The 23175-nt window shown below is 68.0% G+C and carries 25 protein-coding genes and 1 pseudogene; 13 read left to right on the top strand and 13 right to left on the bottom strand.

All coding sequences use genetic code 11. From position 1 onward, the window contains the following. Positions 1 to 7: 7 nt before the first annotated feature. The 4 genes from prs to B4589_RS08385 are packed head-to-tail and all read left to right on the top strand — an operon-like array spanning position 8 to position 2860. Positions 8 to 874: a ribose-phosphate diphosphokinase gene (prs, locus tag B4589_RS08400; protein ID WP_079233849.1), complete on the top strand. Its 867-nt coding sequence runs from the start codon at positions 8 to 10 to the stop codon at positions 872 to 874. 2 nt (positions 875 to 876) lie between these two features. Then, entirely contained in the window at positions 877 to 1557 is a 681-nt protein-coding gene (locus B4589_RS08395) for a uracil-DNA glycosylase family protein (RefSeq protein WP_079233848.1), read from the top strand. A 42-nt stretch (positions 1558 to 1599) separates the two neighbouring features. Continuing rightward, complete coding sequence (locus tag B4589_RS08390; RefSeq protein ID WP_079233847.1) at positions 1600 to 2022, top strand: HIT family protein; 423 nt, start codon at positions 1600 to 1602, stop codon at positions 2020 to 2022. Positions 2023 to 2080: 58 nt separating this feature from the next. After that, positions 2081 to 2860: a ParA family protein gene (locus B4589_RS08385; RefSeq protein ID WP_079233846.1), complete on the top strand. Its 780-nt coding sequence runs from the start codon at positions 2081 to 2083 to the stop codon at positions 2858 to 2860. On the opposite strand, the gene B4589_RS08380 is transcribed toward B4589_RS08385, so the two are convergent. After that, the gene (locus B4589_RS08380; RefSeq protein WP_079233845.1) at positions 2857 to 3354 is read right to left on the bottom strand and encodes a hypothetical protein; all 498 of its coding nucleotides are present in this window, start codon (positions 3352 to 3354) and stop codon (positions 2857 to 2859) included. The two genes, B4589_RS08385 and B4589_RS08380, sit on opposite strands and share 4 nt — an antisense overlap. Positions 3355 to 3523: 169 nt before the next feature. Between B4589_RS08380 and B4589_RS08375 the strand changes: the two genes are divergently transcribed. After that, positions 3524 to 4378, top strand: coding sequence for a transcription initiation factor IIB family protein (locus B4589_RS08375; RefSeq protein WP_079233844.1), 855 nt, complete (start codon positions 3524 to 3526; stop codon positions 4376 to 4378). Positions 4379 to 4396: 18 nt separating this feature from the next. On the opposite strand, the gene B4589_RS08370 is transcribed toward B4589_RS08375, so the two are convergent. The 7 genes from B4589_RS08370 to B4589_RS08340 form a co-directional block, all read right to left on the bottom strand. Next, positions 4397 to 5053: a P-loop NTPase gene (locus B4589_RS08370; RefSeq protein ID WP_079233843.1), complete on the bottom strand. Its 657-nt coding sequence runs from the start codon at positions 5051 to 5053 to the stop codon at positions 4397 to 4399. Continuing rightward, a complete protein-coding gene (locus tag B4589_RS08365; protein WP_079233842.1) occupies positions 5050 to 5775 on the bottom strand; it encodes a hypothetical protein in 726 nt (241 codons plus the stop codon). The genes B4589_RS08370 and B4589_RS08365 overlap by 4 nt, the downstream gene beginning before the upstream one ends. Before the next feature lie 37 nt (positions 5776 to 5812). After that, a complete protein-coding gene (locus B4589_RS08360) occupies positions 5813 to 6643 on the bottom strand; it encodes a hypothetical protein (protein WP_079233841.1) in 831 nt (276 codons plus the stop codon). After that, complete coding sequence (locus tag B4589_RS08355; RefSeq protein WP_079233840.1) at positions 6643 to 6981, bottom strand: hypothetical protein; 339 nt, start codon at positions 6979 to 6981, stop codon at positions 6643 to 6645. Before B4589_RS08355 ends, B4589_RS08360 begins: the two co-directional genes overlap by 1 nt. 25 nt (positions 6982 to 7006) lie before the next feature. Further along, the gene (locus B4589_RS08350) at positions 7007 to 7654 is read right to left on the bottom strand and encodes a hypothetical protein (protein WP_176330513.1); all 648 of its coding nucleotides are present in this window, start codon (positions 7652 to 7654) and stop codon (positions 7007 to 7009) included. A gap of 71 nt (positions 7655 to 7725) precedes the next feature. After that, entirely contained in the window at positions 7726 to 8001 is a 276-nt protein-coding gene (locus B4589_RS08345) for a hypothetical protein (protein WP_079233839.1), read from the bottom strand. Positions 8002 to 8126: 125 nt separating this feature from the next. Next, entirely contained in the window at positions 8127 to 13214 is a 5088-nt protein-coding gene (locus B4589_RS08340; protein WP_079233838.1) for an LAGLIDADG family homing endonuclease, read from the bottom strand. A gap of 132 nt (positions 13215 to 13346) precedes the next feature. Here B4589_RS08340 and B4589_RS18155 point away from each other — a divergent pair, with 132 nt between their 5' ends. After that, positions 13347 to 13478: a hypothetical protein gene (locus tag B4589_RS18155; RefSeq protein WP_255246058.1), complete on the top strand. Its 132-nt coding sequence runs from the start codon at positions 13347 to 13349 to the stop codon at positions 13476 to 13478. 57 nt (positions 13479 to 13535) lie between these two features. On the opposite strand, the gene B4589_RS08335 is transcribed toward B4589_RS18155, so the two are convergent. Next, positions 13536 to 14933 carry an MATE family efflux transporter gene (locus B4589_RS08335; protein ID WP_079233837.1) on the bottom strand — a complete coding sequence of 466 codons (1398 nt, stop codon included), beginning with the start codon at positions 14931 to 14933 and terminating at the stop codon, positions 13536 to 13538. A 139-nt stretch (positions 14934 to 15072) separates the two neighbouring features. On the opposite strand from B4589_RS08335, the gene B4589_RS08330 reads away from it, so the two are divergent. Then, positions 15073 to 15423 carry a hypothetical protein gene (locus B4589_RS08330; protein WP_394353853.1) on the top strand — a complete coding sequence of 117 codons (351 nt, stop codon included), beginning with the start codon at positions 15073 to 15075 and terminating at the stop codon, positions 15421 to 15423. Positions 15424 to 15487: 64 nt separating this feature from the next. On the opposite strand, the gene B4589_RS08325 is transcribed toward B4589_RS08330, so the two are convergent. Continuing rightward, positions 15488 to 16792: an RNA-guided endonuclease TnpB family protein gene (locus tag B4589_RS08325; RefSeq protein ID WP_079233835.1), complete on the bottom strand. Its 1305-nt coding sequence runs from the start codon at positions 16790 to 16792 to the stop codon at positions 15488 to 15490. 44 nt (positions 16793 to 16836) lie between these two features. Between B4589_RS08325 and tnpA the strand changes: the two are divergent. The 4 genes and pseudogenes from tnpA (at position 16837) to B4589_RS08305 (ending at position 18554) form a co-directional block, all read left to right on the top strand. Continuing rightward, positions 16837 to 17234, top strand: a pseudogene (gene tnpA, locus B4589_RS08320) (IS200/IS605 family transposase). A gap of 88 nt (positions 17235 to 17322) precedes the next feature. Then, positions 17323 to 17796: a TRAM domain-containing protein gene (locus B4589_RS08315; RefSeq protein WP_079233834.1), complete on the top strand. Its 474-nt coding sequence runs from the start codon at positions 17323 to 17325 to the stop codon at positions 17794 to 17796. Between the two features lie 64 nt (positions 17797 to 17860). Continuing rightward, positions 17861 to 18382 (top strand): Tfx family DNA-binding protein, encoded by a 522-nt coding sequence (locus B4589_RS08310; protein WP_079233833.1) that lies wholly within the window; start codon positions 17861 to 17863, stop codon positions 18380 to 18382. A gap of 31 nt (positions 18383 to 18413) precedes the next feature. Beyond that, entirely contained in the window at positions 18414 to 18554 is a 141-nt protein-coding gene (locus B4589_RS08305; RefSeq protein WP_158081154.1) for a hypothetical protein, read from the top strand. 3 nt (positions 18555 to 18557) lie between these two features. On the opposite strand, the gene B4589_RS08300 is transcribed toward B4589_RS08305, so the two are convergent. The 3 genes from B4589_RS08300 to B4589_RS08290 form a co-directional block, all read right to left on the bottom strand. After that, positions 18558 to 19583, bottom strand: a complete 1026-nt coding sequence (locus tag B4589_RS08300; protein ID WP_079233832.1) for a mannose-1-phosphate guanylyltransferase — start codon at positions 19581 to 19583, stop codon at positions 18558 to 18560. A gap of 38 nt (positions 19584 to 19621) precedes the next feature. Beyond that, a complete protein-coding gene (locus B4589_RS08295; RefSeq protein ID WP_079233831.1) occupies positions 19622 to 21028 on the bottom strand; it encodes an APC family permease in 1407 nt (468 codons plus the stop codon). Between the two features lie 65 nt (positions 21029 to 21093). After that, a complete protein-coding gene (locus tag B4589_RS08290; protein ID WP_079233830.1) occupies positions 21094 to 21372 on the bottom strand; it encodes a hypothetical protein in 279 nt (92 codons plus the stop codon). Positions 21373 to 21582: 210 nt separating this feature from the next. Between B4589_RS08290 and B4589_RS08285 the strand changes: the two genes are divergently transcribed. Together B4589_RS08285 and B4589_RS08280 are read left to right on the top strand one after the other, a co-directional pair. Then, entirely contained in the window at positions 21583 to 22512 is a 930-nt protein-coding gene (locus tag B4589_RS08285) for a replication factor A (RefSeq protein ID WP_079233829.1), read from the top strand. Beyond that, positions 22513 to 23130 carry an RPA family protein gene (locus tag B4589_RS08280; RefSeq protein ID WP_079233828.1) on the top strand — a complete coding sequence of 206 codons (618 nt, stop codon included), beginning with the start codon at positions 22513 to 22515 and terminating at the stop codon, positions 23128 to 23130. It abuts the gene before it with no gap. The last annotated feature ends 45 nt before the right edge of the window (positions 23131 to 23175 follow it).

Raw genomic sequence — 23175 nt, 5'->3', positions numbered from 1 at the left:
CTCGGCCATGATACTCCCGGGCTCGCACTCCCAGTCGCTCGCGGCGCGACTGGCGGCGGCGACCGACCACGACCTCGCGAGCGTGCGCTACGACCGATTCCCGGACGGTGAACTCTGCGCGGCGGTGGCCGATGCCGACGCGGACGCGCTGGCGGACGAGCACGCGGTCGTCGTCGCGTCGACGCTCACAAGCGACGCCCACCTCGAACTGCTCCAACTACAGGACGCTGCCCGCGAGGCCGGCGCGAGCGAGGTGACGACGGTGCTCCCCTACATGGGGTACGGCCGGCAGGACGAGGCGTTCAAACCGGGACAGCCGATCTCGGCCCGCGCGGTGGCTCGCGCGATCTCGACTGGCACCGATCGTGTCGTCCTGGTCTCTCCCCACGAGCCGGCGGTGACCGACTTCTTCGACGTACCCTGCGAGGTCGTCGAGGGCGCGCCGCGGCTGGCCGAACCGCTGCCCGACGACCTCGACGAACCGGTGTTCGTCGCGCCCGACGAGGGGGCGATCGACATCGCCGAGCGCGCCCGGGACGCCTACGGCGAGGGCGACGCGGACTACTTCGAGAAGGAGCGGGACTACGACACCGGCGACGTCGAGGTCTCGCCGGGCAACGCCGACGTGGCGGGCCGGGACGTCGTGCTCGTCGACGACATGATCGCCACGGGATCGACGATGAGCGAGGCGATCGACGCGCTCCACGGCCGCGACGTGGGGCGGGCGTTCGTCGTCTGTGTCCACCCGCTGCTGGTCGGCAACGCCCGGACGAAACTGGAGCGGGCCGGCCTCGCGGGCATCTGGGGCACCGACACGGTCGAGCGCGACGTGTCGACGGTGTCGGTCGCGCCGCTGCTCGCGGATCTGGTCTGAGGATGGCCGACGACCCCGCGTTCCCGGACCCGGACTCGGCGCTCGTGCTCGAACCGGGCTGTGAACGTTGTCCCGACCTCGCGGCCTGCCGGAACCGGATCGCGTGGGGGAACGGCCCCGAAGACGCCGAGGTGCTCGTCGTCGGCGAGGCGCCCGGCGCGGGCATACCGGACGCCGACTGCTCCGACGCCGGCCGACCATCGCCGGCGTCCGACAAGTGGCGGGGCGGGAACTGGACCGGCCTCGCCTACACCGCCCAGCACTCCGGGCGACGGATTCGGGAGACGATGGCCGCGGTGGGCTACCCGGACGCGTTCTTCACGAACGCGGTGAAGTGTTTCCCGGCCGATCCGGACGACCCATCGACCAACCGTGAACCGACGGCTGCGGAGCGGGAGAACTGCCGAGACCACCTCCGGACGGAGATCGACCACGTCGACCCCGACGCCGTCGTCGCCACGGGTAAACACGCCGCGGCGTCGATGCTCGCGTTCGAGGACCGGACGGTCGACGGGTTCGTGGACAGCGTGCTCGAACCGGTCCGTCTCGACTCGCTGGACGTGATGCTCGTGCCGATCCTCCACCCCGCCTACCGGGACGTCTGGCTCTCGCGGCTCGGGTACGACCGCGAGGCGTACCTCGACGATCTGCGCACGGTGCTCGACGCGGCGGTGGAGGGCTGAGGCGCCATTATCTTCATACCCCGACGAACCCAACGGCCGTGTATGAGCGAGGACTGCATCTTCTGTAGCATCGTCGCCGGCGACATCCCTGGCCGGATCGTGAGAGAGACCAACCACGCCGTCGCGTTCCTCGACGCGAACCCGCTCGCGCCCGGGCACACCCTCGTCGTGCCCAAGCAGCATTACGGGCGCCTGAACGAGATCCCGGGCGACGAGGCCGCCGACCTGTTCGACGCGGTCCACGACCTCTCCGCGGCCGTCGAGGACGCCGTCGACGCCGACGCGGTCTCGATCGGGATCAACGACGGCGAGGCGGCGGGCCAGGAGGTGCCCCACACGCACGTCCATCTCGTTCCGCGGTTCGAGGGCGACGGCGGCGGCCCGTTCCACGCGATCAACCCCAGCAGCGAGCAGCCATCCGAGGACGAACTCGACGAGATCGCCGAAGCGGTACGCGAGCGGTAGCGCTTCGATTCACGCGGCGACACAGAGTTTTTCAATCGGACCGTGGGAAACGAAGCGTATGTCGGCAACGACTGCGGCGCTGGTCGGCGCGGCCGGCGGCACAGGGACGACCCGAACGTGTCTCGAACTCGCTGGCGCACTCGCGGCGGCCGGTGAGGACGTGGCGGTCGTCGACGCCGCCTACGACATGCAGGGGCTCGCCCGCCACTTCTCGGGGCGGATCGACCCTGACATGACCGAACTCGTCACCGACGGGGGCGACCGACCGCTCGCCGAGGCGCTGGTCGAGTACGAACCGGACGCCGAGCGCGCCGCGCTCGATACGGACGAACTCCCCGAGCCGGGGCGGATCGCCTGCCTCCCGGCTCGGGCGCCGTTCGAGCGACTCGCACGGGCGAAGACAGCCGAGGCCGCTCAGGAACTGGAACGCCGGATCGACGAGGCGGCGAGCGAGTTCGACCGCGTGCTGGTCGACACGCCGCCGCTGGGTTCCAACCCGGCGGTCGCGGCCGTCACGGCCGCCGAACGGGTCGCCGTCGTCACTCCGGCCTCGGAACGTGGGGTCGACGCGGCGCAGATGCTCCGCGGTCGCCTGCAGGACGTCGAGACGAGCGCTGACGCGGTGGTCGCGGTCGACCGCACGGGCGCGGCGGCGTTCCCCGAGAACGACGCCGACGCGGTGCTCCCCCAGTTCGACGCGGGGACGCCCGCCGGCCTCGAGACCGAGGCGGGAGTCGACGCGCTCGCCGTCGCTGCCGACGCCGTTCTCGACCGTGAGCTCGATCTGCCGCTCGCGGAGGGCGGACTGGTGGAGGCGGTGGACTCGCTGCGCGACTAGAACAGTTCGTCGACGTCGCCGACCGCGTCGGCCAGCGGGTCGTCGTCCGTGGGGCTCCCGACGTCCGCGACCGCGGCCGACAGCTCCGGGTCGGGGTCGTGGCTCTCGATGTAGCTCCCCAGCGCGAACTCCGCCTCGCTCGCGCCGGTCAGTTCGAGCGCCTCGGCACGGGAGAGTTCGCCGGCCTGCCAGTTACGGACGATCTCGCGGGCCATCGGCGACAGCGGCGTCACGCCCGAGACGCCACAGCGGTGCAGCGCCTTCGCGGCCGTCACGGGTGCGACCCCGGCCTCGCGTGCGCTCTTGCCGACGCTCGTCCCGGCCGCGTGGGTCTCGACGACCGTCGCCGCCGCCTCCGGCGTACAGGGAAGCGCCCCAGCGTGGGGACGGAGGCGCTCGACCAGCACCTCGCCCGTCTCGTCGACGGCGGCGACGCCGCGGGCCTCCTGCTCGGCGGTCACCTCGATGCCGGCGGCGATCTCCTCGAGCGTCATACGCGACCGTTCTTCGGGATATAGTTTAAACGTTTCTGCTATTGAACTATCATCTGTCTGAGCCGGCCAGAGAACGTACCGATAATCGGTACGTTCGACGGACGGGATCGGCTCCGAAACCCCCGGAACCACCCGGGTTTATGTATCCGATCGGGACCGATCTTCGAGTATGAGCACGACGCGCTCTACGGGATGTCCGGAATGCGACGGGAGACTGACCGCCGACGGCGACGAGACGGTCTGTGCGAGCTGCGGGCTGATCGTCTCGACGGACCGGCTCGACCGCGGCCCCGAATGGCGGAGCTTCGAGGACGACGACCGCAACCCTGCGCGGTGTGGCGCCCCGCTCACTCGCTCCCGCCACGACCGGGGGCTCTCGACGGAGATCGGGCGCGACGGCCGCGGGAAGAACCGCAAGTGGTCCCGCCTGCGCCGTCAGCACCGCCGGACGCAGATCCGCTCGAAGCGCGAGCGCAATCAGGTGTACGGGTTCACCGAGATCCGACGGCTGATGGGGGCGCTCGAACTCCCCGACCGCATCCGCGACCAGTCCTGTTCGCTGTTCGAGTCCGCACAGAACGAGGACCTGCTGCGCGGGCGCTCGATCGAGGGGTTCGCCAGCGCGGCGGTGTACGCCGCTTGCCGGGTCGCGGGCGTCTCTCGCACGACTGCGGAGGTGCTCGACGCGGCGAAAGCCACCGCCGACGAACACCGTGCGGCCTACGATGCGATGAACCGCGAACTCGGACTGCCCGTCTCGGCGGCCGAGCCCGCGGAGTTCGTCGCGCGCTTCGCCAGCGAACTCGACCTCGGGCAGGCGGTCCGCCGGCGCGCCCGCGACCTCGCGGAGGAAGCGGTCGAGTCGGGTCACGCCAACGGGCGCAACCCCGGCGGCGTCGCGGCGGGCGCGCTCTACCTCGCTGCCCGACGCGAGAACGAGACGGTCACGCAGGCCGAGGCCGCCGCCGTGGCCGACGTGACGTCTGTCACCGTTCGGACGACGTATCAGGCGCTACAGGACTGACCCCGCGGCTTTCTCGAATCAACTGTTCCGTTCGACCTGCGCCGCCAGCGACGAGACCGCGGCCGCGGGTTCGCTCGCCGGCGCGGCGTCGACGACCGGCTCCTCGGCCTCGATCGAGCGGCCGAGCCGCGGGTCGGCCGGGATCGACGCCACGGGCGCGCCGAGCGCCGAGCGGACCGTCGGCGTCGGCGGGTCGTCGACCACCCTGTTCAGCGCCACGGCCGACAGCGGCGCGTCGAGTTCCCGGGCCAGCTCCCGGGTGCGGAGCGCGTCCGCGAGCGCGAACGGCTCCGGCGCGGCGACGACGACGGCGGCGTCAGCGACCGCCAGCGGCACGCCCACGTCCGCGCGCAGTCCGGCGGGGCAGTCGATCACGACGGTTCCGTGCTCGCGTTCGACCGGAGCCAGCGCGTCGCCTAGGTTCGACACGTCGGCCGCGCGGGCGCCCGCCAGCGAGCGGCCACAGGGGAGCACGGTCACGGGCCCCGCCTGGACGGCCTCCTGTGGGTCGGCGCGCCCGGCCAGGACGTCGTGCAGCGTCGGCCCGCGGTCGGCCGGGAGGTTCGCCATCCCGAGGTCGCCGTCGACGACGATCGCGTCCAGCGCGGCCGCGAGGTTGTACGCGACCGTCGACTTCCCGACGCCGCCTTTTCCGCTCGCGACCGCCAGGATCACGACAGCCTCCGGAGTGCGTCGGTCGGCGGGGCGGTCGCCACCGCGCGGTCGGCCAGCGCGTCCGCAAGCCGCGCCACCGTCCGAAGCTCCCGCGCGTCGGCGTCGAGGCCGACCGCGAGCGATTCCACGCCCCCGAGGCCGCCGTTCGCGTCCAGCAGCGTGGTCGCCTCGACGATCCCGGCGGCGTTCAGCGCCTCGGCGGTCCGGATCCGCGTCCGGTACCGGTCGAGGAGCGACTCGGCGTCGTCGGGGAGCGAGGCCGAGCGTTGGGGTTTCTGGCGTTCGTCGGGCGCGTTCGGAACGTCGTCGGACGTCGGGCATCGAGGGTCCGACTCAGTCGGCTCCCTCCGCCCGCCGTCGTTCTCGCCGCCCAGCACCGCCCGCGGCGGCCGGTGATCGCCGAGATCACGGACGGCGGCTTCGGGCGTACTGTCGCTCGTACTCCCGTCGGCGGGGTCGACCTCCTCGACAGTTACGGGGGGCTCGGCGGTCGCTGCCGGACAGGCGTACCCCAGCGCGACGGTGTCGCCGGCGGGGACGACCGTCGTCACGCCCCCGCGATCCCAGCCGGCTTCGGGCGTGCCGTGCCGACGTGGCGGGAGCACGGGCCCGTCGAGCCGGTTCCGCAGACTGACTCGGCGGTCGGTCGCGCGCTCGTTCCGGAGGCGTGCGCGGACCAGCGTCACCCCTGCAACGGACTCCTGTGTCCAGTCGATATCCATCTGTGGGAGTGCTGCGTACTCCGCCAAAAGGTCGCGGTCAGAGTCGGATCACGGCTGCGTCGAGCGCGTCCGCGGCCGCCGCCGCGCTGTCGAACCGCCCCGTCGCGTCGACGACGGGCGCACGGAGATCGGCGATCCGGACCGCCGCGAGCGCCGCTGTCACCTCGTCATCTTCGACATCCAGTGGGTCAGTCGAGAGCGTTGTATCGCCCGGGACGGCGTCGACGGCGGCCGCGAACGCGTCGTCGACCGCCTCCACCAGCGCGCGTCGGGCTTCCTGCCGACGGTTGGCGACGCGGTCCTGCAGTTCGAGCCGTCGTTCGCGGGTCTTACGAGCCTCGCGTGCGCGGCGCTGTGCGGCCTCGTGGGCCTGTTCGGCGGCGACGCGCTCGGTCTCGGCCTCCGAGAGCTGCCGGGTGGCGTCCCCGAGCGCCGCCTCGGCGTCGGTCGTGTCGGCGTCCATCTCCTGGCGGCTCTGGAGCCGGCCGCGCGCGCTCGCGACCGCCTCTCGGAGACGTTCGACCTCGGTCCCGGCCTCGGCGAGGCGCCGACGCGTCGAGGTGGTGTCGACTTCCTCGACCGTGAGCTTCTGCAGCTCTCGCTCCGCGGCAGCCAGCGCGCGTTCGACGGGCGGTCGGTGGCCTCGGGAGCGTGCGGCGGCGACGATCCGGGAGAGCGCTTCGGTGTCGTCGTCCGGGGTGCCGAGCTGCTCCCACCACCGCGACGGGGTTGGACAGTCGACCGCCAGCACCGTGCTCTCGTTCCGTATCGCCGTCCGGACCGTCTCCGGCGAGTACGACATCTCCCGGAGGTCGACCGCGCGGCCGTCGGCGACTGTTCGCTCCCCGCCCTCCGCGACGACCCGCATCAGAGCTCCCGATCCTGCATCGCTCCGGGATCGGGGTGGTCGGTGCCGGCCGCGAACTTCGGATACGGCGTGCTCCGGTGGTCCCGGGACTCGTACGCCGTCGCGGCCTCGCGCACCGGCGCGGGAACCGACGCGAACTCGTTCAGCGGCTCGGTGCGTTCGATCTGGACGTCGTCGCCGTGTTTCTCCCGCAGGCGGAGGGCGAGAAACGCCCCGAACTCCGTTTCCGCGAGCAGCGCCGCCCGGCCGAACTGCCGGACCGTGGTCCCCTCGTGGCTTCGACAGACGTTCCGCAGACTCGTCCGTGCCCCTCTCGAGTACGTCGCGACCAGCAGCATTGGATGCTGCTACACGCTGAGGAAATTAAGACTTGCGTGTCCGGATACTTCTCTCGCCGTTCGCGTCGACCTCGACGACTGCGTCCATCAGGCTCGTGACGATCGCGACGGTCTGGTCGTCGTGGGCCTCGGGATCCATGTGGAAGTGGGCGAACGCGTCGGTCTTGGCCATCCGGCCGGTGACGATGTGGAGGAACTCGTAGGCGGTCTCGAGTTCGACGTACTGCAGCAGCGCGGTCAGCGAGTCGAAACAGACGACGGTTCGGTTGTCGTTCCCCTCCCAGTCGGTGAGGAACTCGGTCATACGGATGCCCAGCCCGGTCAGATCGTTCGGACTGTTCACCGTCTCGACGGGTGCGTTCGTCTCCGGAAGCGACGGGCCCCCGGGACCGCCGTTCCCCCCGGTCTCGGCGGCGACCGAGCGCGTGGAGTCCTCGACGCTCACCATCCCCATCTCCGCCGGCCGCTCGTCGGTGTGTTCGCGCCAGCGCCGGAGCTGTTTGTCGGGGGATTTGGTGTAGGACACCCAGAGCACGTTCGTCTCGGCAGCGGCGTCCGGGTTGAGGAGCTCCGCGCAGTGTTCCTCGTCGGTGAACGACGAGGTGAGGAGCAGGGTGCTGTTCGCGCCCGTCAAGCGTTCGGATAGCGTCTCGTCGGTCTGCGTTGCAGTCACGGGCGTGCCTCTCTGCTGTATCGTGACACGGTGGTAACAAAGCCTTTTCGACTTTTCAGTCGTGAGAACAGTCAGAGCGGTTCGACGTCGAACGACGCCGACTCGGCGTCGGCGAGCGCCTCGACGCGCTCGCTGGCGGTTTCGGCGTCCGGCGCGACCACGACGACACCGTCGGCCGGCGCCTCGCCGTGGGCTCGGTAGGGCCGGCGCGTCTCGGCCTCGAACTCGGTGGCGTAGCTCTGGAGCACCGACTGCACGCGGCGCTGGGTGGTCGCCAGGTCGGCCTCGCCGTCCTCGAACGCCCGCAACGCTTCCTCGATGTTGCGCAGCGCGGAGATGTGGTCCACGTCGGTGGTGTGTGACGGTGCCGGGACCATAAGCGTCCCGAGCGGTGGTCAGTGTTACACAGTCACGGCAGCACGCTCCGAGCGCCGAACCGAAGTTCGGCGCCGGTCACGAGCCGTGACTGGTGCTACGTCGTCCGGAGGTGGCCCTGGACGGGCTCGTACAGCTCGCCCTTCTTGCGCAGGCTCTCGATCTCCTTCTCGGCTTTGTCCTCGTCCATCCCGACCTCGCCGGCACGGTCGAGCACCTCTTCGACCGGCGCGCCCTCGTCGTACTCCTCCTCGATGTCGCTGATCAGCGCCTTCACGCTCTTGATCCGGTCGCGCTGGGACTTGCTGGTGCCCGTCTCGACCACGTCGGCGTCGAACTCCCCGGTCTCGGGGTCGACGCCGATGTCCTCCAGACTGTCCCGGACGATCCCGATCACCTTGTCCGCGTCCTGCTCCTCGACGGTGTCCGAGAGCCGGACCCGCGCGGAGGCCTCCGCGAGCCGAACCAGCGCTTCCAGCTTCCGGGCGGTGACGGGGACGGGGGCGTCCTCGTCGGCGCCTTTCGCCCGTAGATCGACGTAGAACTCCTCGATCGCGTCTTTGGCCTCGTCGGACATCGTCGGGTAGACGTTGCGCTTCGCGTAGGCGATGTACTTCCGCAGCAGGTCGGCCTCGATGTCCGGCGCCACCTCCTCGGTGACGTTCTCGACCTCCTCCTCGGTGAACTCCGAGTTGGGGTTCTGCTGGCGCTGGGTGTGGAGCTCCCCGGCGTAGTTGGTTTTCAGGATATGCTCGGCCAGCCGGCTGTCGTGCTCGGGGTCGGGCTGGTCGGTGACGGTGAAGATCAGGTCGAACCGCGAGATCAGCGCGGGCTCGAGGTCGATCTGCTCGCCGATGGGCTCGTACTGGTCGAACCGGCCGTACTTCGGGTTCGCGGCGCCGAGCAGCGAACACCGGCTCTTGAGGGTCGCGTTGATGCCGGCCTTCGAGACCGAGATCTTCTGCTGCTCCAGCCCCTCGTGCATCGCGGAGCGGTCCCCCGAATCCATCTTGTCCAGTTCGTCGATGGCGGCGATCCCCTTGTCCGCGAGCACGAGCGCGCCCGCTTCGAGGGTCCACTGCTGGCCGTCGCCGAAGTCGTCGCGTACAGCCGCCGCAGTGTTGTGCGTGACGAGACCGTTCCCGAGGAAGTTGTGCGTCTCGGGCACCGTCAGGTCGAACACTTCCTTCTCGCCGGTGTCCTCCGTAGCGACGACTTCGTCCCAGACGAGGTCGGCCTCGACGGCCTCCTCGACGATCGGTTCGATGTCGCCGAGGTCACGGTCGCCGAGCATCTCCCTCGCGCGGGCCCGGCTCGGGTTGTCCCCGCGGTTGAGATTCTGGTAGAACGGTCCGCCAGCACCGTCGGCACGGAGGAGGGCGTCCCCGACTGGGAGTCGTTCTCCCCGGCGGGGAACGTCCTTGACGATCTCCGAGAGCGCGTCGGATTTGGTGGTCGAACGGAAGCCGATCTCCTCGGCGAACGTGTCCAGTTCCGTGCCGTAGATCGCGAGGTGGGTCTGTACGGAGGTGGACTCGATCTCGTGGCCGTCGGCACGCTCGTACGTCCCGCGTCGGTCGCGATCGCGCGTCCGCGAGCGGATGCCGTACGTTTCGAGCATCAGTTGGACCTGCTCGGCGAGCCGTGAGCAGACGGTCGAGAACTGCACGCTCGATCCGCCGTCGTCGCGGCCACAGACCGATCCGTCGGCGTCGAACAGTCCGCGCAGGAACGCGTCGGCGTGTTCGGCAGTCGTGAGTCGCGGATCGAGTGCGATGTCGTCTTTGGGTGACTCGACACCGACGTTGCTGAAGAAGCGGGCGACGGTCGCGCTGTGGAGGCGGATACAGGGAACGCGGTCGTCCTGGTACTCGATCTCCGGGCGCTTGTCGAACTTCTCGGCCATGATCTCCGCGGCTTCCCGAAGCAGTTCCTCGTCGCTGTTCGAGATGCGGACCTGACCGCGGTTTCCGCCGCGCCGCGAGACGGTTACGTCGCCATCACCGAACACTAACCCGACGAGGTACATGAGGTCCGCGTCGAAACTGTCGGGTACTCGGACACCTCCGCCGTGCCGGAGCATCGCCCGCTCGATATCGATCTCCTCGCGGTCCGCGCCGATCGCGTCGAGCACGGTGTCGAGGCGATCCTGGGGCAGGTGGCGGTTCCGTAGCGAGTCGTAGACGAAGTCTTCCGGGAGATCGAGAGCCGCGGCCGCGTCTCGGAGAGTTCCGAACTCCTCCCGGAGGCTGTCGACGAGCATCGTTGCCGACTCCTCGCTGGGTTTCAGTTTCTCTTCGGTGAACTCGACGAACGCCATCGGATCGGGCGACGTTCGCTCGACGTTCGTGTACGACGGGACGGCCACGTGATCGCCGGCGTCGATCTCCGAGATCTCCTTCCACTCGAGCCCGTCCGCGCCACAGACGAGAAGCGGCGTGTTCGTCGAGGCCTCGATCTCCTTCCCGTGGGCCGTCTCGACCCGTCGGCAGGGCTTCTCGGGCATCCGCCAGACGTGTGAACTCTCGCTGGTCTCGACCACTCCGGATTCGCGGTCGTAGGTGTACAGCTCGCGGTCCGTCGGCGCCGCCGTCTCCTTGTCGACCGGCTCGGGGTGCTGGTCGGTCGCGAGGTCGCGGATCGGCGTGAACCCGTCAGTGGTGTGGATCAGCGTGTCGCCGGTGACACAGAGCCCCGCTGCGGACGATCCTTTCCCGGAGGTGTAGACGGAACGGGGGGCGACCTGTTCGACGTAGGAGATCATCTGGGAGTTGTGCGAAACCACACCGTTCGAGATGTAGTTATGAGTCCCCTCGATCTCTAGGTCGTAGACCCATTCGTCGTCAGGTTCGACACTCTCGATGGACTCGATTCGGTCCCAGCCGAGATCGCCGTCGGTGAGTGCCTGCAGACTCTTGACGCGTTCGCGGACCGTCGATCCGCCGTCGGCAGCGACGGGCTCTTCTACCGGTGCCTCGGGAAGCGTGGCGTCGAAAGCGTCGACGACCGCTCGGAGGCTCTCTCGGCTCGGGTTCCGGTCCCCTCGCTCGTAGTGCTGGTACGTCGAACGCGGAAGTCCACACTCCGACTGGGTAAGTCCGAGTGATTCACGTAGGGAGCGGAGTTCGCCACCGACCGGTATCACGTCCGTGTTCGTGTTACCAGGCGTTCCAGCGTGATCGCCTACGGCTACCGATTTCCGTTCCGTGACGAACCCGACTCGGTCGACGTACTCGCCGAAGTCGTCACCGCTTATTCGCAGGCGGTAGCTGCCGTTCGCGCGTGGTTGCAGTTGTGAACCGATGCCCAACGAGAGAAGCACCGATCGGACGTCTTCGAGGAGTGCCTCACTCATGGACGCGATCGATATCTCGCGTTCGTTCGCAGCGACGTGGCCTTCACCTTCGACGAACGCGCGGAGGAACGCTCGCTTGGTCCGATCGCTCGCCGTGCTAATAGCGTTCGGCACTCGCTGGGAGTCGGAGCCTTCGAGAAGAGCCGGGGAGAGCGAGCCGAGGAAACTCACGAACTCACCGGACGAGCAGATGATCTCGCGGGCATCCTTCCCCTCGTGAGGCTCGCGCTCGGAGTAGTTGAGGCCGAGCGCACTGAGCGCGTCAGCAACGTCGTCCAGCACTTCGCGATCGTTGTTCGTGACCGAGACGAACCCGGTAGCGTTCGGCCGCTGCTCGACGTACCCTTCCGCGACGATGTAGCCGACGAGTCGAGCCAGCGACGGCGTCCACTGTTCAGGTAAGTCGAGCCGAACGGCGTTGTACGATTTCGAACGGCGATACTCGACGTCCAGTTCGTCGTTGCTGACTGTGGGAACTGTTCGAGGGGCCGCAACGAACTGCCCCGTTTCCAGTTCGGCTGCTCGCACCGCGTTCGGGCCGCTACCGGCCGGAACGAACAGCGGGTGTGACGGCGTAACCTCGACCTCTCGCCCGCTCGCGGTTCGAATCCGGTAGAGCTTCTCGGGTGCCTCACGCTTCCAGACTTTCGTCGCGCGCTGCGGTTCGATCCGTCCGTCCGCCTGCATCGATGGCACCTTGAAGTCGACCTCGTCCCAGACGCCGTCGTCGACGGGTTTCGGATCGTCGAGGTTCTCTTCGACGATATCGCGTATCGGCCGCTCACGACCGTCTGAGAGCGTCACTCGTGTATCCCCGTCGAGACACTTCCCGGTACCCGGGTCCCCTATAAGGAGCAGGTGCAAGTCACCACGAATCCGCGACCCGTCCGGCAGATGCTTCGTCACGCCCGAGAACAGCTGCAGCACCATCGCGAGCTTCTCCTCGTCGTAGCCGTAGATCGCCGGCGCGATGGAGCCGACCATCTTCTCGTAGATGTCGGGGTCGTTGGAGAGTTCGACGATCTCGGCGATGTCCTCGTCGGTGATGTCCATGTCCTCGAACTCCTCGTCCTCGATCTCGATCGTCACCCCGTCCATGTAGAGATCGAACAGGGCGGTCTTCTCCTGGCCCTGCGTGACCTGATCGATGTGGAGCACGCCCGTCACCGTCACGTGATCCCCCGCAGTCACGTCGCCGGTGATGTCGTCCTCGACGTCGACGTCGATGTTCTGGGGCGTTTCGCCGCCGCGCAGTCCTTCGGGGCTCTCCTGGACCCGGAGCTTCTGGGAGTCGACGAACTCCGACTGGTCGTGGTTGACGGAGAACGGTCCCTGGCGTTCACAGCCCTGGCACTCGTGGGGCTCCTGGAACCCGCCGTCGCTCTGGGGGATGTAGCTCATCGTCCCGCAGCGCTGGCACTCGAAGGCGGCCTCCGTGACCTTGGGGCGTACGTCGGTCGCCTTGCGGACGATCCCCTGGATGGCGATCATCGAGCCGATGTGGTCGTCCTGCACCCGGAGGTCCCGGATATCGACGGTCTGCTCCGAGGGGAGCCCGCGCAGGCGGACGTGTGCCTGCCCGAGGCTCACGTCGGCGGGCAGGTCGTACAGCCGGAGCGCCTCCTCGGCGTACTCCTGCATCTGCTCGGGCTTGGCGAGGTAGTCCTCCGCCAGATCCCGGTCGAACGTGAACAGGTCGTTGTAGTCGACGTAGAGCGAGCGGCGCTCGTTGGGGTACTCCTGTGCGAGCTTCCCCACCTCCTCCCGGTAGTAGTTCCGGTAGAACTGGATGAACCGCTCGGTGAGTTCCTGGTTCCCCGTCTGAGCCATCTTACGATGCTTATTGGCCTCATGGGTTAAGACGTATCGCCTCCCCAACCGCGGCCGGACCGTGGACCGATGTTTCAACGTTGGGGTTCCGGAGAAACGTTTATCTCTCCAGGATGCATGTGTGGGAGTGTCATGGCCATCAGTGCCGAAGACCTGCGGCGCAAGACCGGCTTCGAGCGCGTGATCTCGTGGTTCGAGACCGAAGACGAGGAGGTCGAAGCCGCGACGGCGTACAAGGCGCTCGAGGACGAGTACCTCTACTGATCCCGTCGCCGTCGGGCCACCGACGAGCGGTACGGGTAGCCCGCCGTTTCCCGTTTCTCACCACGTCGAGGCGTCCGACCCACGCTCCTCCATCATCTCGGCAGCGCGGCCCGCCCACCCCGTGAAGTGGAAGCCGGCAGCGACGATCAGCGCCATCCAGACGTACGTGGCGGCGATGCCGACGTAGGCGCCCGTCGCCCCCCAGCCGAGCACGACGCCCAGCAGGTAAGTGAGCCCCAGTTGGAGGCCGAACACGCCGCTGGTGCGGGCGACCAGCGGGATGCGCGTCTCGCTGGCGCCCTGGAGCCCGCCCGAGAGCACCGAGAACACCACCAGCGCGGCGCCACAGACCCCGTACACCTGCGCGAACGCGACGGCGTAGCCGACGGTTGCGGGGTTGCTCGTGAACAGCGAGACGAACGCGTCGGCGACGAACACGAGACCGACGCCGACGCCACCGACAGTGAGCAGGCCGAGCCCGGCGACCGCCCAGCCCTCGAAGCGCGCGCCGTCGGCGTCGCCCTCCCCCAGTCGCTGGCCGACGACGACGCTGGCGGCGACGTTGTACCCCCGCGAGAGCGGGCCGGTCACCTGCTGGTACATCCGGCGGCCGATCTGGAAGCCGGCGTTGACCGGCTGGCCGAAGCCGAGCAGGATCGCGTTGAACGGGAACTCCGCGGCCGTCGAGGCGAACCCCTCGGCGACCTTCGGCGTACTGACGACCACGAGCTGTTTGGCGATGATCCAGTCTTTCGGCAACGAGAACGAGGCGTCCGACCAGTCGGTCCAGATGGCGAGACAGAGCATCGCCGCGGTGAACACGTTCGCGCCCGCCGTCGCCAGCCCGACGCCGACGATCTTGAGCCGCGGGATCCCCAGCGGCGCGAACCCCAGCCCCAGCGCGAGGCTGCCGAGGATGTTCATCGCGTTGGCGACGACGTTGACGTACATTGGCGTCCGGGTGTCACCGGTGCCCTGGAGTGCGCGGGCGGCGATGAGCGCGACGTGGCGAGCGGGCGCGGTGGCGAAGATGATCGCGAGGTACGTCGACCCCAGTCGCACCACGCGGCCGAGGTTCTCGACGTTCTGTCCGGCGCCGAACACGCGGATCGCGGACTCGCTCAGGAAGAACCCAAAGAGCACGAACGGGATCCCTAGCAGCGCGCCGAGCAGGATCCCCTGCGTGATCGCCTCGTCGCGGTTGGCGTCGGCGGCCGCGCCGCTGTCCTGCGAGGAGAGCGCGATGGTGCCGCCGCCGAGGCCGAGCCCGATCCGGAGCGGCAGCCGCGCGTAGAGGTCTGCCAACCCGATCGCCACCACGCTCGCGGGGTTGAACGTCGCGGTGATGACGATGTCGACGGTCCGCATCAGCGTCCGGAACGTCTGCTCGGCCATCACCGGCCAGGCGAGCGAGATGACCCGCTTCCAGACCGCGCGGACGCGGGGCCAGTCCATGATCGAAGCTCTCGCGGGCACGGTTTGACAGTGACGGAAGCGGTCACTCGGTGGGCGGCGTCGGGGCTGGCGAAACCGGTGGCGTCGTCCTTGCCCAGCGACGCCGCCAGTCGGTGGCGTTTTGGCCCGTGCCTCCTGAATCCGGGTCGTGTCCGAAGAGGATTGGCGCGAACGGCTCGCGGCGGCGGGGGAGCTCACCCCCGAGGTAGCCGGCGCCATCCTCGACGCCCACGGCGATCGCGGCTCCAGAGCCATCGAGGCGGTGTCGGAGGGGCGAGTGAAGGAGTACCGCGACTTCACCGTCGTCGTCGGCCACGAGGACGAGTACGTGGTCGAGGACGGGGGCTGTACCTGCGCGGACTCGGCGTACAACATCGACAGCGAGGCGGGCGAGCGCTGCTGGCACGTGCTCGCGGTCGACATCGCCGAACGCGTCGGCGCGGTCGACCACCACGACATGTGGTACTCGGAGGTCCGGGAGTTCATCTGACCTCACCGAACCGGGAACGTGTAAACAGCCTCGGGCCACCGCGCCCGAGGCTTTTGTAGTTCCCTCAGCCGTGCGCTAGCACTCCCTGTTCCGCGAGGGAACGGGATGAGGTTGGGCGGCTTACACGCCCCGACCCGGACAGACGCACCAACCGAACCTGCGGTTGGGTTTTGTGAGTCCGGTAATTCGATTCGTTACCGTCGAGTTTCGCCGTCTCGCGCCACGCGATGTTCACCGACGCGTTCCGGTCGGCGTGGTCTTGCGCCACGTCACACTCGTCGTTCGTACACCGGAACCGCCGTCCCTGCCGATACCCACGCTCGCCACAGCACGAACACGTCTTCGAGTTGTAGTAAGCGTCCACCGTATCCGTCGGAATCTCCCGCCACGTCGCCTTGTACGATACGAATTTCTCGAACTTGTGGAACGGGAGTTTGTGCAATCGGCGGTTCATATACGACCCGTACTTGATTTCGTCGCGGATACCGGTCATATCCTCGAATACGATAACCGGGTTCGAGAACTGGTCTGCGAACTCCACGACAGCACGGGAGAGTCGATGGAGTACCCACTCGGTGAACCGTTCCTCCTTGTCACCGAGCTTCCGGTGGATGCTCGTCTTGCCGTGTTCCTGACAGCGAGTGGTAATGGTGTGGTAGCGTTGGCGTTCCTGTATCACTCGTCCGTAGTCGAGGACGAGCGTACCCTTCGTCCGCATCGTCTCACGGTCAAGGGCAGTGAGAGCGACGTTACGCTCGTTGATGTCCACGCCGACCACAGTATCGGCGGTATCAGGTTCGGGCACGTCGAACTCGCGTGTGACCGTGACGTGTAGGTAGTACACGCCATCGCGGTACAGGAGTTCGGCCTGCCCCACATCCACCTCATCCGACGTGATAGCGTCTCGAAGCACGCCCATTGCGTCCGGTTCGCCGCGCAGGTGGCCCTTCACCTTCTTGTATGGTTTCGGGCTGATGCGGAACTGGACGCGGCTCGTGTCGTCGTCCACGGTGAGGCGGTAGCCTTCCGTGTGCGCCATCACGAGCGGGTACGCACCAGATTTGTCCGTACTCGGCGGCGTCGGTTTGCCGCCATCAGGGTCGTCTTGATTCTCCCACCACTCTTTGAGCGATTGGTAGGAGTCCCACGTTTGGAGGGCTTTGCCGACGACCGCACACTTGTTGTTTCGCAAGAAGTCGTCGCGGTCAACCTCCCGCTGTATCTCGGTGCGATTGTCCCCTTGTTGTTTGAGTCGGATGCTGTCGTTGAAGATCTCGCGTGAGGCGAGGCGGGCATCGTGAAGCCACGACCGTTCACCAGACGCTACGTGAAGGCGCGTCTGAATCGTCTTCGTGGCTTCCTCACCCATACTTTGATAATTGTCTCGTACTGTCATAAATGTAGGGGTTAGGGGTGGAGGAGTACCGCAGTCATGCGTATTCTGTTAGTTCCTGCAAGTTTCACTTCGTCTAGTGCCCTAACTACCCTCACCCTGTACTCGACGTAGTGGAAGACGATATGCGAGAGTTGTTTGGTGAGACTGCTGACCACTTTGGGCATGAGATTCTGGCGTTGAGATTGCGGACGATCACGTACACCTGTTCGTGCAAACGGACCCAAAGCACAGTCCGGCAGACATCGCTCGTCAGTTCAAGTCGTACTCTGGCAAGCATTTACTGGAGCAGTATCCCGAGATTCGGGAGTCGTATTTCTGGGGTGGAGGATTCTGGAAGGTCGAATACGGTGTGGGAACGACGGGTGCGGTGTCGGAGGAAGTGGTTGAACGGTATATCGAGGAGACAGAACACTAAGCCGGATGTCGTGCTTCACCCCCGACCCCGGTGGGTCGGGGAACTCGCCCTCGAAACCGTTTAGACCGTCGGCTTACTACCCTCCTATATGCCGGACTGTCCGTTAGCCGACGACTGCCCCAGCTTCTCCGAACGGATCGAGGGGATGGGCTGTCAGCACTACGGCGACAGAGGGGGTGCCGAGTGGTGCAACCATTACGACATGCCCATCGACGATCTGAAGGAGCAGCCCGTGAAGCCGGGCGAGGAGGTCGTCGTCGACGTGACGGACATCCACGAGAGCGGCGCCGGCGTCGGCCGGACCGACGACGGGTTCATCGTCCTCATCGACGGGCTGCTGCCGGAGTGTCGCGCACGGGTCCGCATCGACCGCGTGAAGTCCAGCCACGCGAAGGCGAAGAAAGTCGTCGAGAAGATGCCCCTGGAGGAGGAGGACGCGGACGACGGGCCGATGGCGGGTGAGGAGGGCGTCGAACCCAACGACGACGACGGCCAACCCGACCGCGGCGACCGCGAGCGGCTGGGCTCCCGGGACAACTTCTGGGGCGGCGACGGCGCCTGAGTCGGTCGACGGAGAGTTCGCCCCGAACTGTAGGTTTTTCTGCGGTCGGCGCCCATCACGTCCCATGAGCGACGACGCCGACGAGAACGACCCCGGCGACGGTCATGACGCGGGGTCGGACGACCCCGTTACCGCTGCCGACCTGCTCACGCGGGCGGGGTTCGAGGCCGACGGCAACGTGCTCACGCGCCGGCAGGCCGAGGTGCTCGCGCTCCGGGAGCACGGCCTGCGTCAGGCCGACATCGCCGACCGGCTGGGCACCTCGCGGGCCAACGTCTCCAGCGTCGAGGCCAGCGCCCGACAGAACGTCGAGAAAGCCCGTGAGACGGTCTCGTTCGCCGACGCGCTCTCCGCGCCGGTCCGAGTCCGGGTCGAGGACGGCACCGACCTCTACGACGTGCCCGACCTGGTGTACGACGCCTGCGACGAGGCGGGCGTGAAGGTGGGCTACGCCGCGCCCGAGCTGATGAAAGTTGTCAGCGACGCCGCCGGCGACGCCGTCCACGGGCGGGAGGTGCGCGCGGAACTGCTCGTCGGCGTCACGGGCGACGGGCAGGTCCGAGTCCGCCGGGCCCACGAGGAGTAGCTTCATCCGCGCCGGCGGCCTGCCCGGAGCCATGGTTCTGTCACTGGCTGCGTACGTGTACGCCTCGATCACGACCGAGGAGCACCAGTTCGATCAGACGATGGCGTTCGTCCTCTTCCTCGCGGACGTGCTGATCGCCGGGGCGTTCGTCCCGGATTTCTCGGCGTTCTGACCGCTAGAACGCCCCGCGCTCCTCGAGCAGCGAGACGAGCTCCCGCACCCGCCCCGCCTCGCCTTTCGGCACTACCAGCACGCGGTCGTCGTACGCCACCACTGCGAGCCCCGAGACGCCGACCAGCGAGACGTGTTTGTCGTCGCTGACGACGACGTTGTCGGCGGCGTCGACGGTGGCGTGTTCGCCGATGGCGACGTTGCCGTCGCCGTCCGGGTCGAGCACGCGGTCGAGCGCGTCCCACGTTCCGAGATCGTCCCACGTGAACGCGGCGTCGACCACCGCGACGTTCTCCGCGCGTTCGAGCACCGCGTAGTCCACGGAGACTGGCTCGACGGCCGCGAATCCCGAGTCGGGATCGCCCGCCTCCAGCGCGTCCACCAGCGGCGACAGCGGCGAGTCCGCGGCGGCCTCGAGGAACCGCTCGGGCGTCCACGCGAACATGCCGCTGTTCCAGCGGTAGCCAGCCTCGACGTACTCGCGGGCGGTCTCGGCGTCGGGTTTCTCGTGGAACTGCGCGACCTCGTGGAAGTCCACACCGTCGACTGCGCGTGCGGCGCCGGGTTCGACGTAGCCGTAGCCGGTTTCGGGCCGCTCGGGCGTCACGCCGAAGGTGACGAGTCGGTCCCTCTCTGCGGCGACGCGCGCGCCGTTGGTCATCGTCTCCCGGAACGCCTCGTCGTCGCCGACGTAGTGGTCGCTGGGGAGCGCGACCACGACGAGCGGTTCGTCGGAGTCGCCGTACTCCTCTCCGATCCGGTGGGTCGCGTACGTCAGCGCCGGCCCCGTATCCTTCCCGTCCGGTTCGACCAGCACGTCGGCGTCGGGCGCGTGCTCGTCGATCTCGTCGGCGAACTCGGGGCGGGTGGCGACGACGGTCTCGTCGGCGAAGCCGGCGCGGTCGACGGTCCGGGCGAGCAGGGAGCGGTCGCCGCCGATCGGGAGGAACTGCTTCGGGCGATGTTCGCGGCTGGCGGGGTAGAGTCGGGAGCCGATCCCGCCCGCCAGCACGAGTGCGACGACGTGCATGGGCGGTCGTGGGCGGCTGGGGTGTTCAAAACGGTGGGTTAGCTCTCGTCGTCCTCGACGACGTCTTCGGCGGTTCGGACTTCCGCTTCGACCGCTTCCTCGACGTATTCGACCTCCTTCTCGACCCCCTCCGGTACGTGATCCTCCAGCTCCCCGCGCTCGAAGTAGAGCAGTTCGACGCCGACGACGAACGCGCCGACGACGAGCACCATCCAGAACGTCTCGGGTTTGCGGGTGTAGAGGTTCCGGAGCATCAGCGGTGCGAACCCGAGCGCACCGACCGCGCCAACGACCGGCGGGAGGGGGTTGATCTCGGCACGGTCACGCTCGCGGAGTGCGAGGAGGCTCGTTCCGCCGAACACGAGGATGAACGCCAGCGAGGCGAAGGAGGTGATGGCGTTGAGACTGCCCCAGGCGGTGAACGCGGCGGTGATCCCGCCGAGGACGAGCACGGTCTTCGCGGGCACCCCGTCAGCCTGACTGTCGGCGATCTGGTCGGGCAGCAGGTCGCCCGACACCAGTTTCTTCGCGAAGTGGCCGGCGGAGAACAGCGTGGCGTTGATCGCGCTGCCCGTCGAGAACAGCGCCGACCCGGAGATGATCAGAAACCCCAGCGAGCCGAAGCCGAAGTAGCTCAGCATCGCCGACGCCGCGTCCGCGAGCGCGACGTGGGGGCGCTGCTGGATCGCCTCGGGCGCGAGGTTGGTCGTCACCAGTGCGACCATGACGTAGATGGCCACCGCGACCGGGATGGAGATGTACACCGCCTTTCGGATGGTCTCCGTCGGGTTCTCGACGCGCTCCTGATCGTAGAACAGCAGCTGCCACCCCTGGAACGCGACGAAGGAGATGGCGGCGGCGACGATCGGGGTGACGCCGGTGAGCTGGCCGGTGCCGAACTGCACCGCCCGCTCCGACACGGGGCCGAGATACGCCAGCCCCCAGACCCCGAACGCGACCAGCACGCCGATTTTCGCGGCGACGAGGACGTTCTCGGCGGAGCCGGTGATCCGGGCGCCCGCGACGTTCAGCACGACGAACAGCGCGACCGCCAGCACGGAGACGACTGGCCGCAGCGGCACGCCGCCGACGTCGTCTGGGACGCCCTCGAACCCGATCGCGAACTCCGCGAACGCGAAGGCGTACATGGCGATCGAGCCGACGTAGCCGAACAGCAGCGACCAGCCGATCATTCCCGCGAGCGTCGAGTTGCCGACGAACTCCTGGACGAACGACACCGCGCCGCCGCGCTGGTCGCCGACTCGGTTGAGCGCGTTGAACGAGTAGCCTGCACACATTGCTACCACGCCCGCGACGGCGAAGCCGAACCACGTGGCGTACATCGAGATCTGGGCCACGACGCCGAGCACGGCGTAGATCCCCCCGCCGATCATCCCTCCGAGCGCGATAGAGACGGCCTCCGTCAGCCCGAACTCCTCGCTCATGTCGGAGAACCGCCGTCGCGACTTGGAAAGAATTGTGGCCGGACTGTTCACTCACGTTGACTGTCCTACCACGTTTCCACGACGCCCTCGCGGACGTCCTCGGCACAGCCGCGGCAGTCGGGATGATCCCCGTCGAAGCAGGCCGGCCGCCCCTCGGCGTCGATCCGGACCGCCCGCCGGTCCGCGTGGCGCCGGCAGACGATCTTCGCCCGCCCCTCGTCGTCGCTCGGCAGGTCGAACTCGGCCGGCGCCTTCCCCTCCCCGTACGCCTCGCGGGCCTCCTCGAACTGCTTGCCGGCGTTCCGGAGTTTGGTCCGGATGAACCGTTCGAGCCGCTCGTCCATGGGCGGTTCGTGGGGCCCGCGGGGGAAAGAGCCGTCGGCGTCGGTGCCGTGTCGACGACGCCACGGGCACGTCCCGGCCGCCCGCGAGCACGGGTGAAGACGCCGTTCGCCCCCGCTTTCACTTCCACCCCGGTGGCGGAATCTTAAATACTGTTAGGCACCAAGCCCGGTACGCCTCCCGACGAAACACAGGCGGAGGCAGGCAAACCCATGAGCGAGTTAGAGAGTCACGCAGCGGAGATAGCCGAACAGTTCTCGGACCACCTAGAGATCGATCAGGAGGACGTCGAGGAGCGCCTCGAGACCCTGGTGAACGAGTACCGCGTCCCCCTCGACGAGGCACGGCGCAGCGTCGTGAGCCAGTACCTCGACGAGGCCGACCTCGAACGGGACGAACTGGGCAGCGCCGACACCGAGCTCACCCTGCTGGGTGAGATCGACGAGGACGAACAGTGGGTCGACCTTCGCGTGAAGGTCGCCGACCTCTGGGAGCCCGGCCACGAGTCCATCGCGCAGGTGGGCCTGCTGGGCGACGAGAGCGGGACGATGAAGTTCGTCTCCTTCGACACCTCGGACCTCCCCGAACTCGAGGAGGGAGTGAGCTACGCCCTCTCGAACGTCGTCACCGACGAGTACGAAGGGAGCTACTCGGTGAAGCTCAACAAGACCACGACGATCACCGAACTCGACGAGGAGATCGAAGTCGGCGACGACGCCGTCACCGTCGAGGGCGCGCTGGTCGACGTGCAGTCCGGCTCCGGGCTGATCAAGCGCTGCCCCGAGGACGACTGCACGCGCGTGCTCCAGAACGGCCGGTGTTCGGAGCACGGGCAGGTCGACGGCGAGTTCGACCTCCGCATCAAGGCCGTCCTCGACGACGGACAGGAGGTCCACGAGGTCATCTTCGACAAGGAGACCACCGAGGAACTGACCGGGATCGACCTCGAAGAGGCGAAGCAGATGGCCACCGACGCCCTCGACACCACCGTGGTCGTCGAGGAGATGCAGGGCGACCTGCTGGGCCAGTACTTCGAGGTGTCCGGCCCCGTGTTCGGGCGCTACGTGCTCGTCGACGAGTTCGAGCGTCTGGACGGGTCGGTCGATCCCGAGAGCGCGCTGATCAAAGCGAGGTCGATCTGAATGTCCAACAACGCCCCCATGCGCGAAGTCGCCCGCCGCGTCTTCGCCACCGAGTTCAACGACGCCAGCCACACGTTCAAGGAGTCCGACGACGAGCGCGCCCCGGCCTACCAGCTGCTCCCGACGGGGGAGAAGGCTAACCGCGTGTTCTTCGTCGGCACCCTGACCGAGAAGGAGGACATCGGCGACGACAACGAGTACTGGCGCGGTCGCATCGTCGACCCGACGGGGACCTTCTTCGTCTACGCCGGCCAGTATCAGCCCGAGGCCGCCTCCACGCTGCGTGATCTCGAACCGCCCGCCTACGTCGCCGTCGTCGGCAAACCTCGTACGTACGAGACCGACGACGGCTCGGTGAACGTCTCGGTCCGGCCCGAGTCGATCACCGTCGTCGACGCCGCGACCCGGGACCGCTGGGTCGTCGAGACCGCCGAACGCACGGTCGAGCGCGTCGCCGCCTTCGACGACGAAGGGAACGAGTACGCCCGGATGGCCGCGGACCGCTACGACGTCGACCCCGACGCCTACCGCGAGGCCGCCGTCGAGGCGCTCCGCGGGATGGACGATGACGCCGAGACCGACGGCGAGGCCGACGAGCAGGCCGAACCGACGCCGTAGCCCGACCCCGGCCACCGGGGCCGCCCTAGTTCTTTCCACGACCGA

The organism is Halolamina sp. CBA1230 (assembly GCF_002025255.2).
Classification (GTDB): Archaea; Halobacteriota; Halobacteria; order Halobacteriales; family Haloferacaceae; genus Halolamina.
This window is presented reverse-complemented; position numbering and strand designations above follow the sequence as displayed.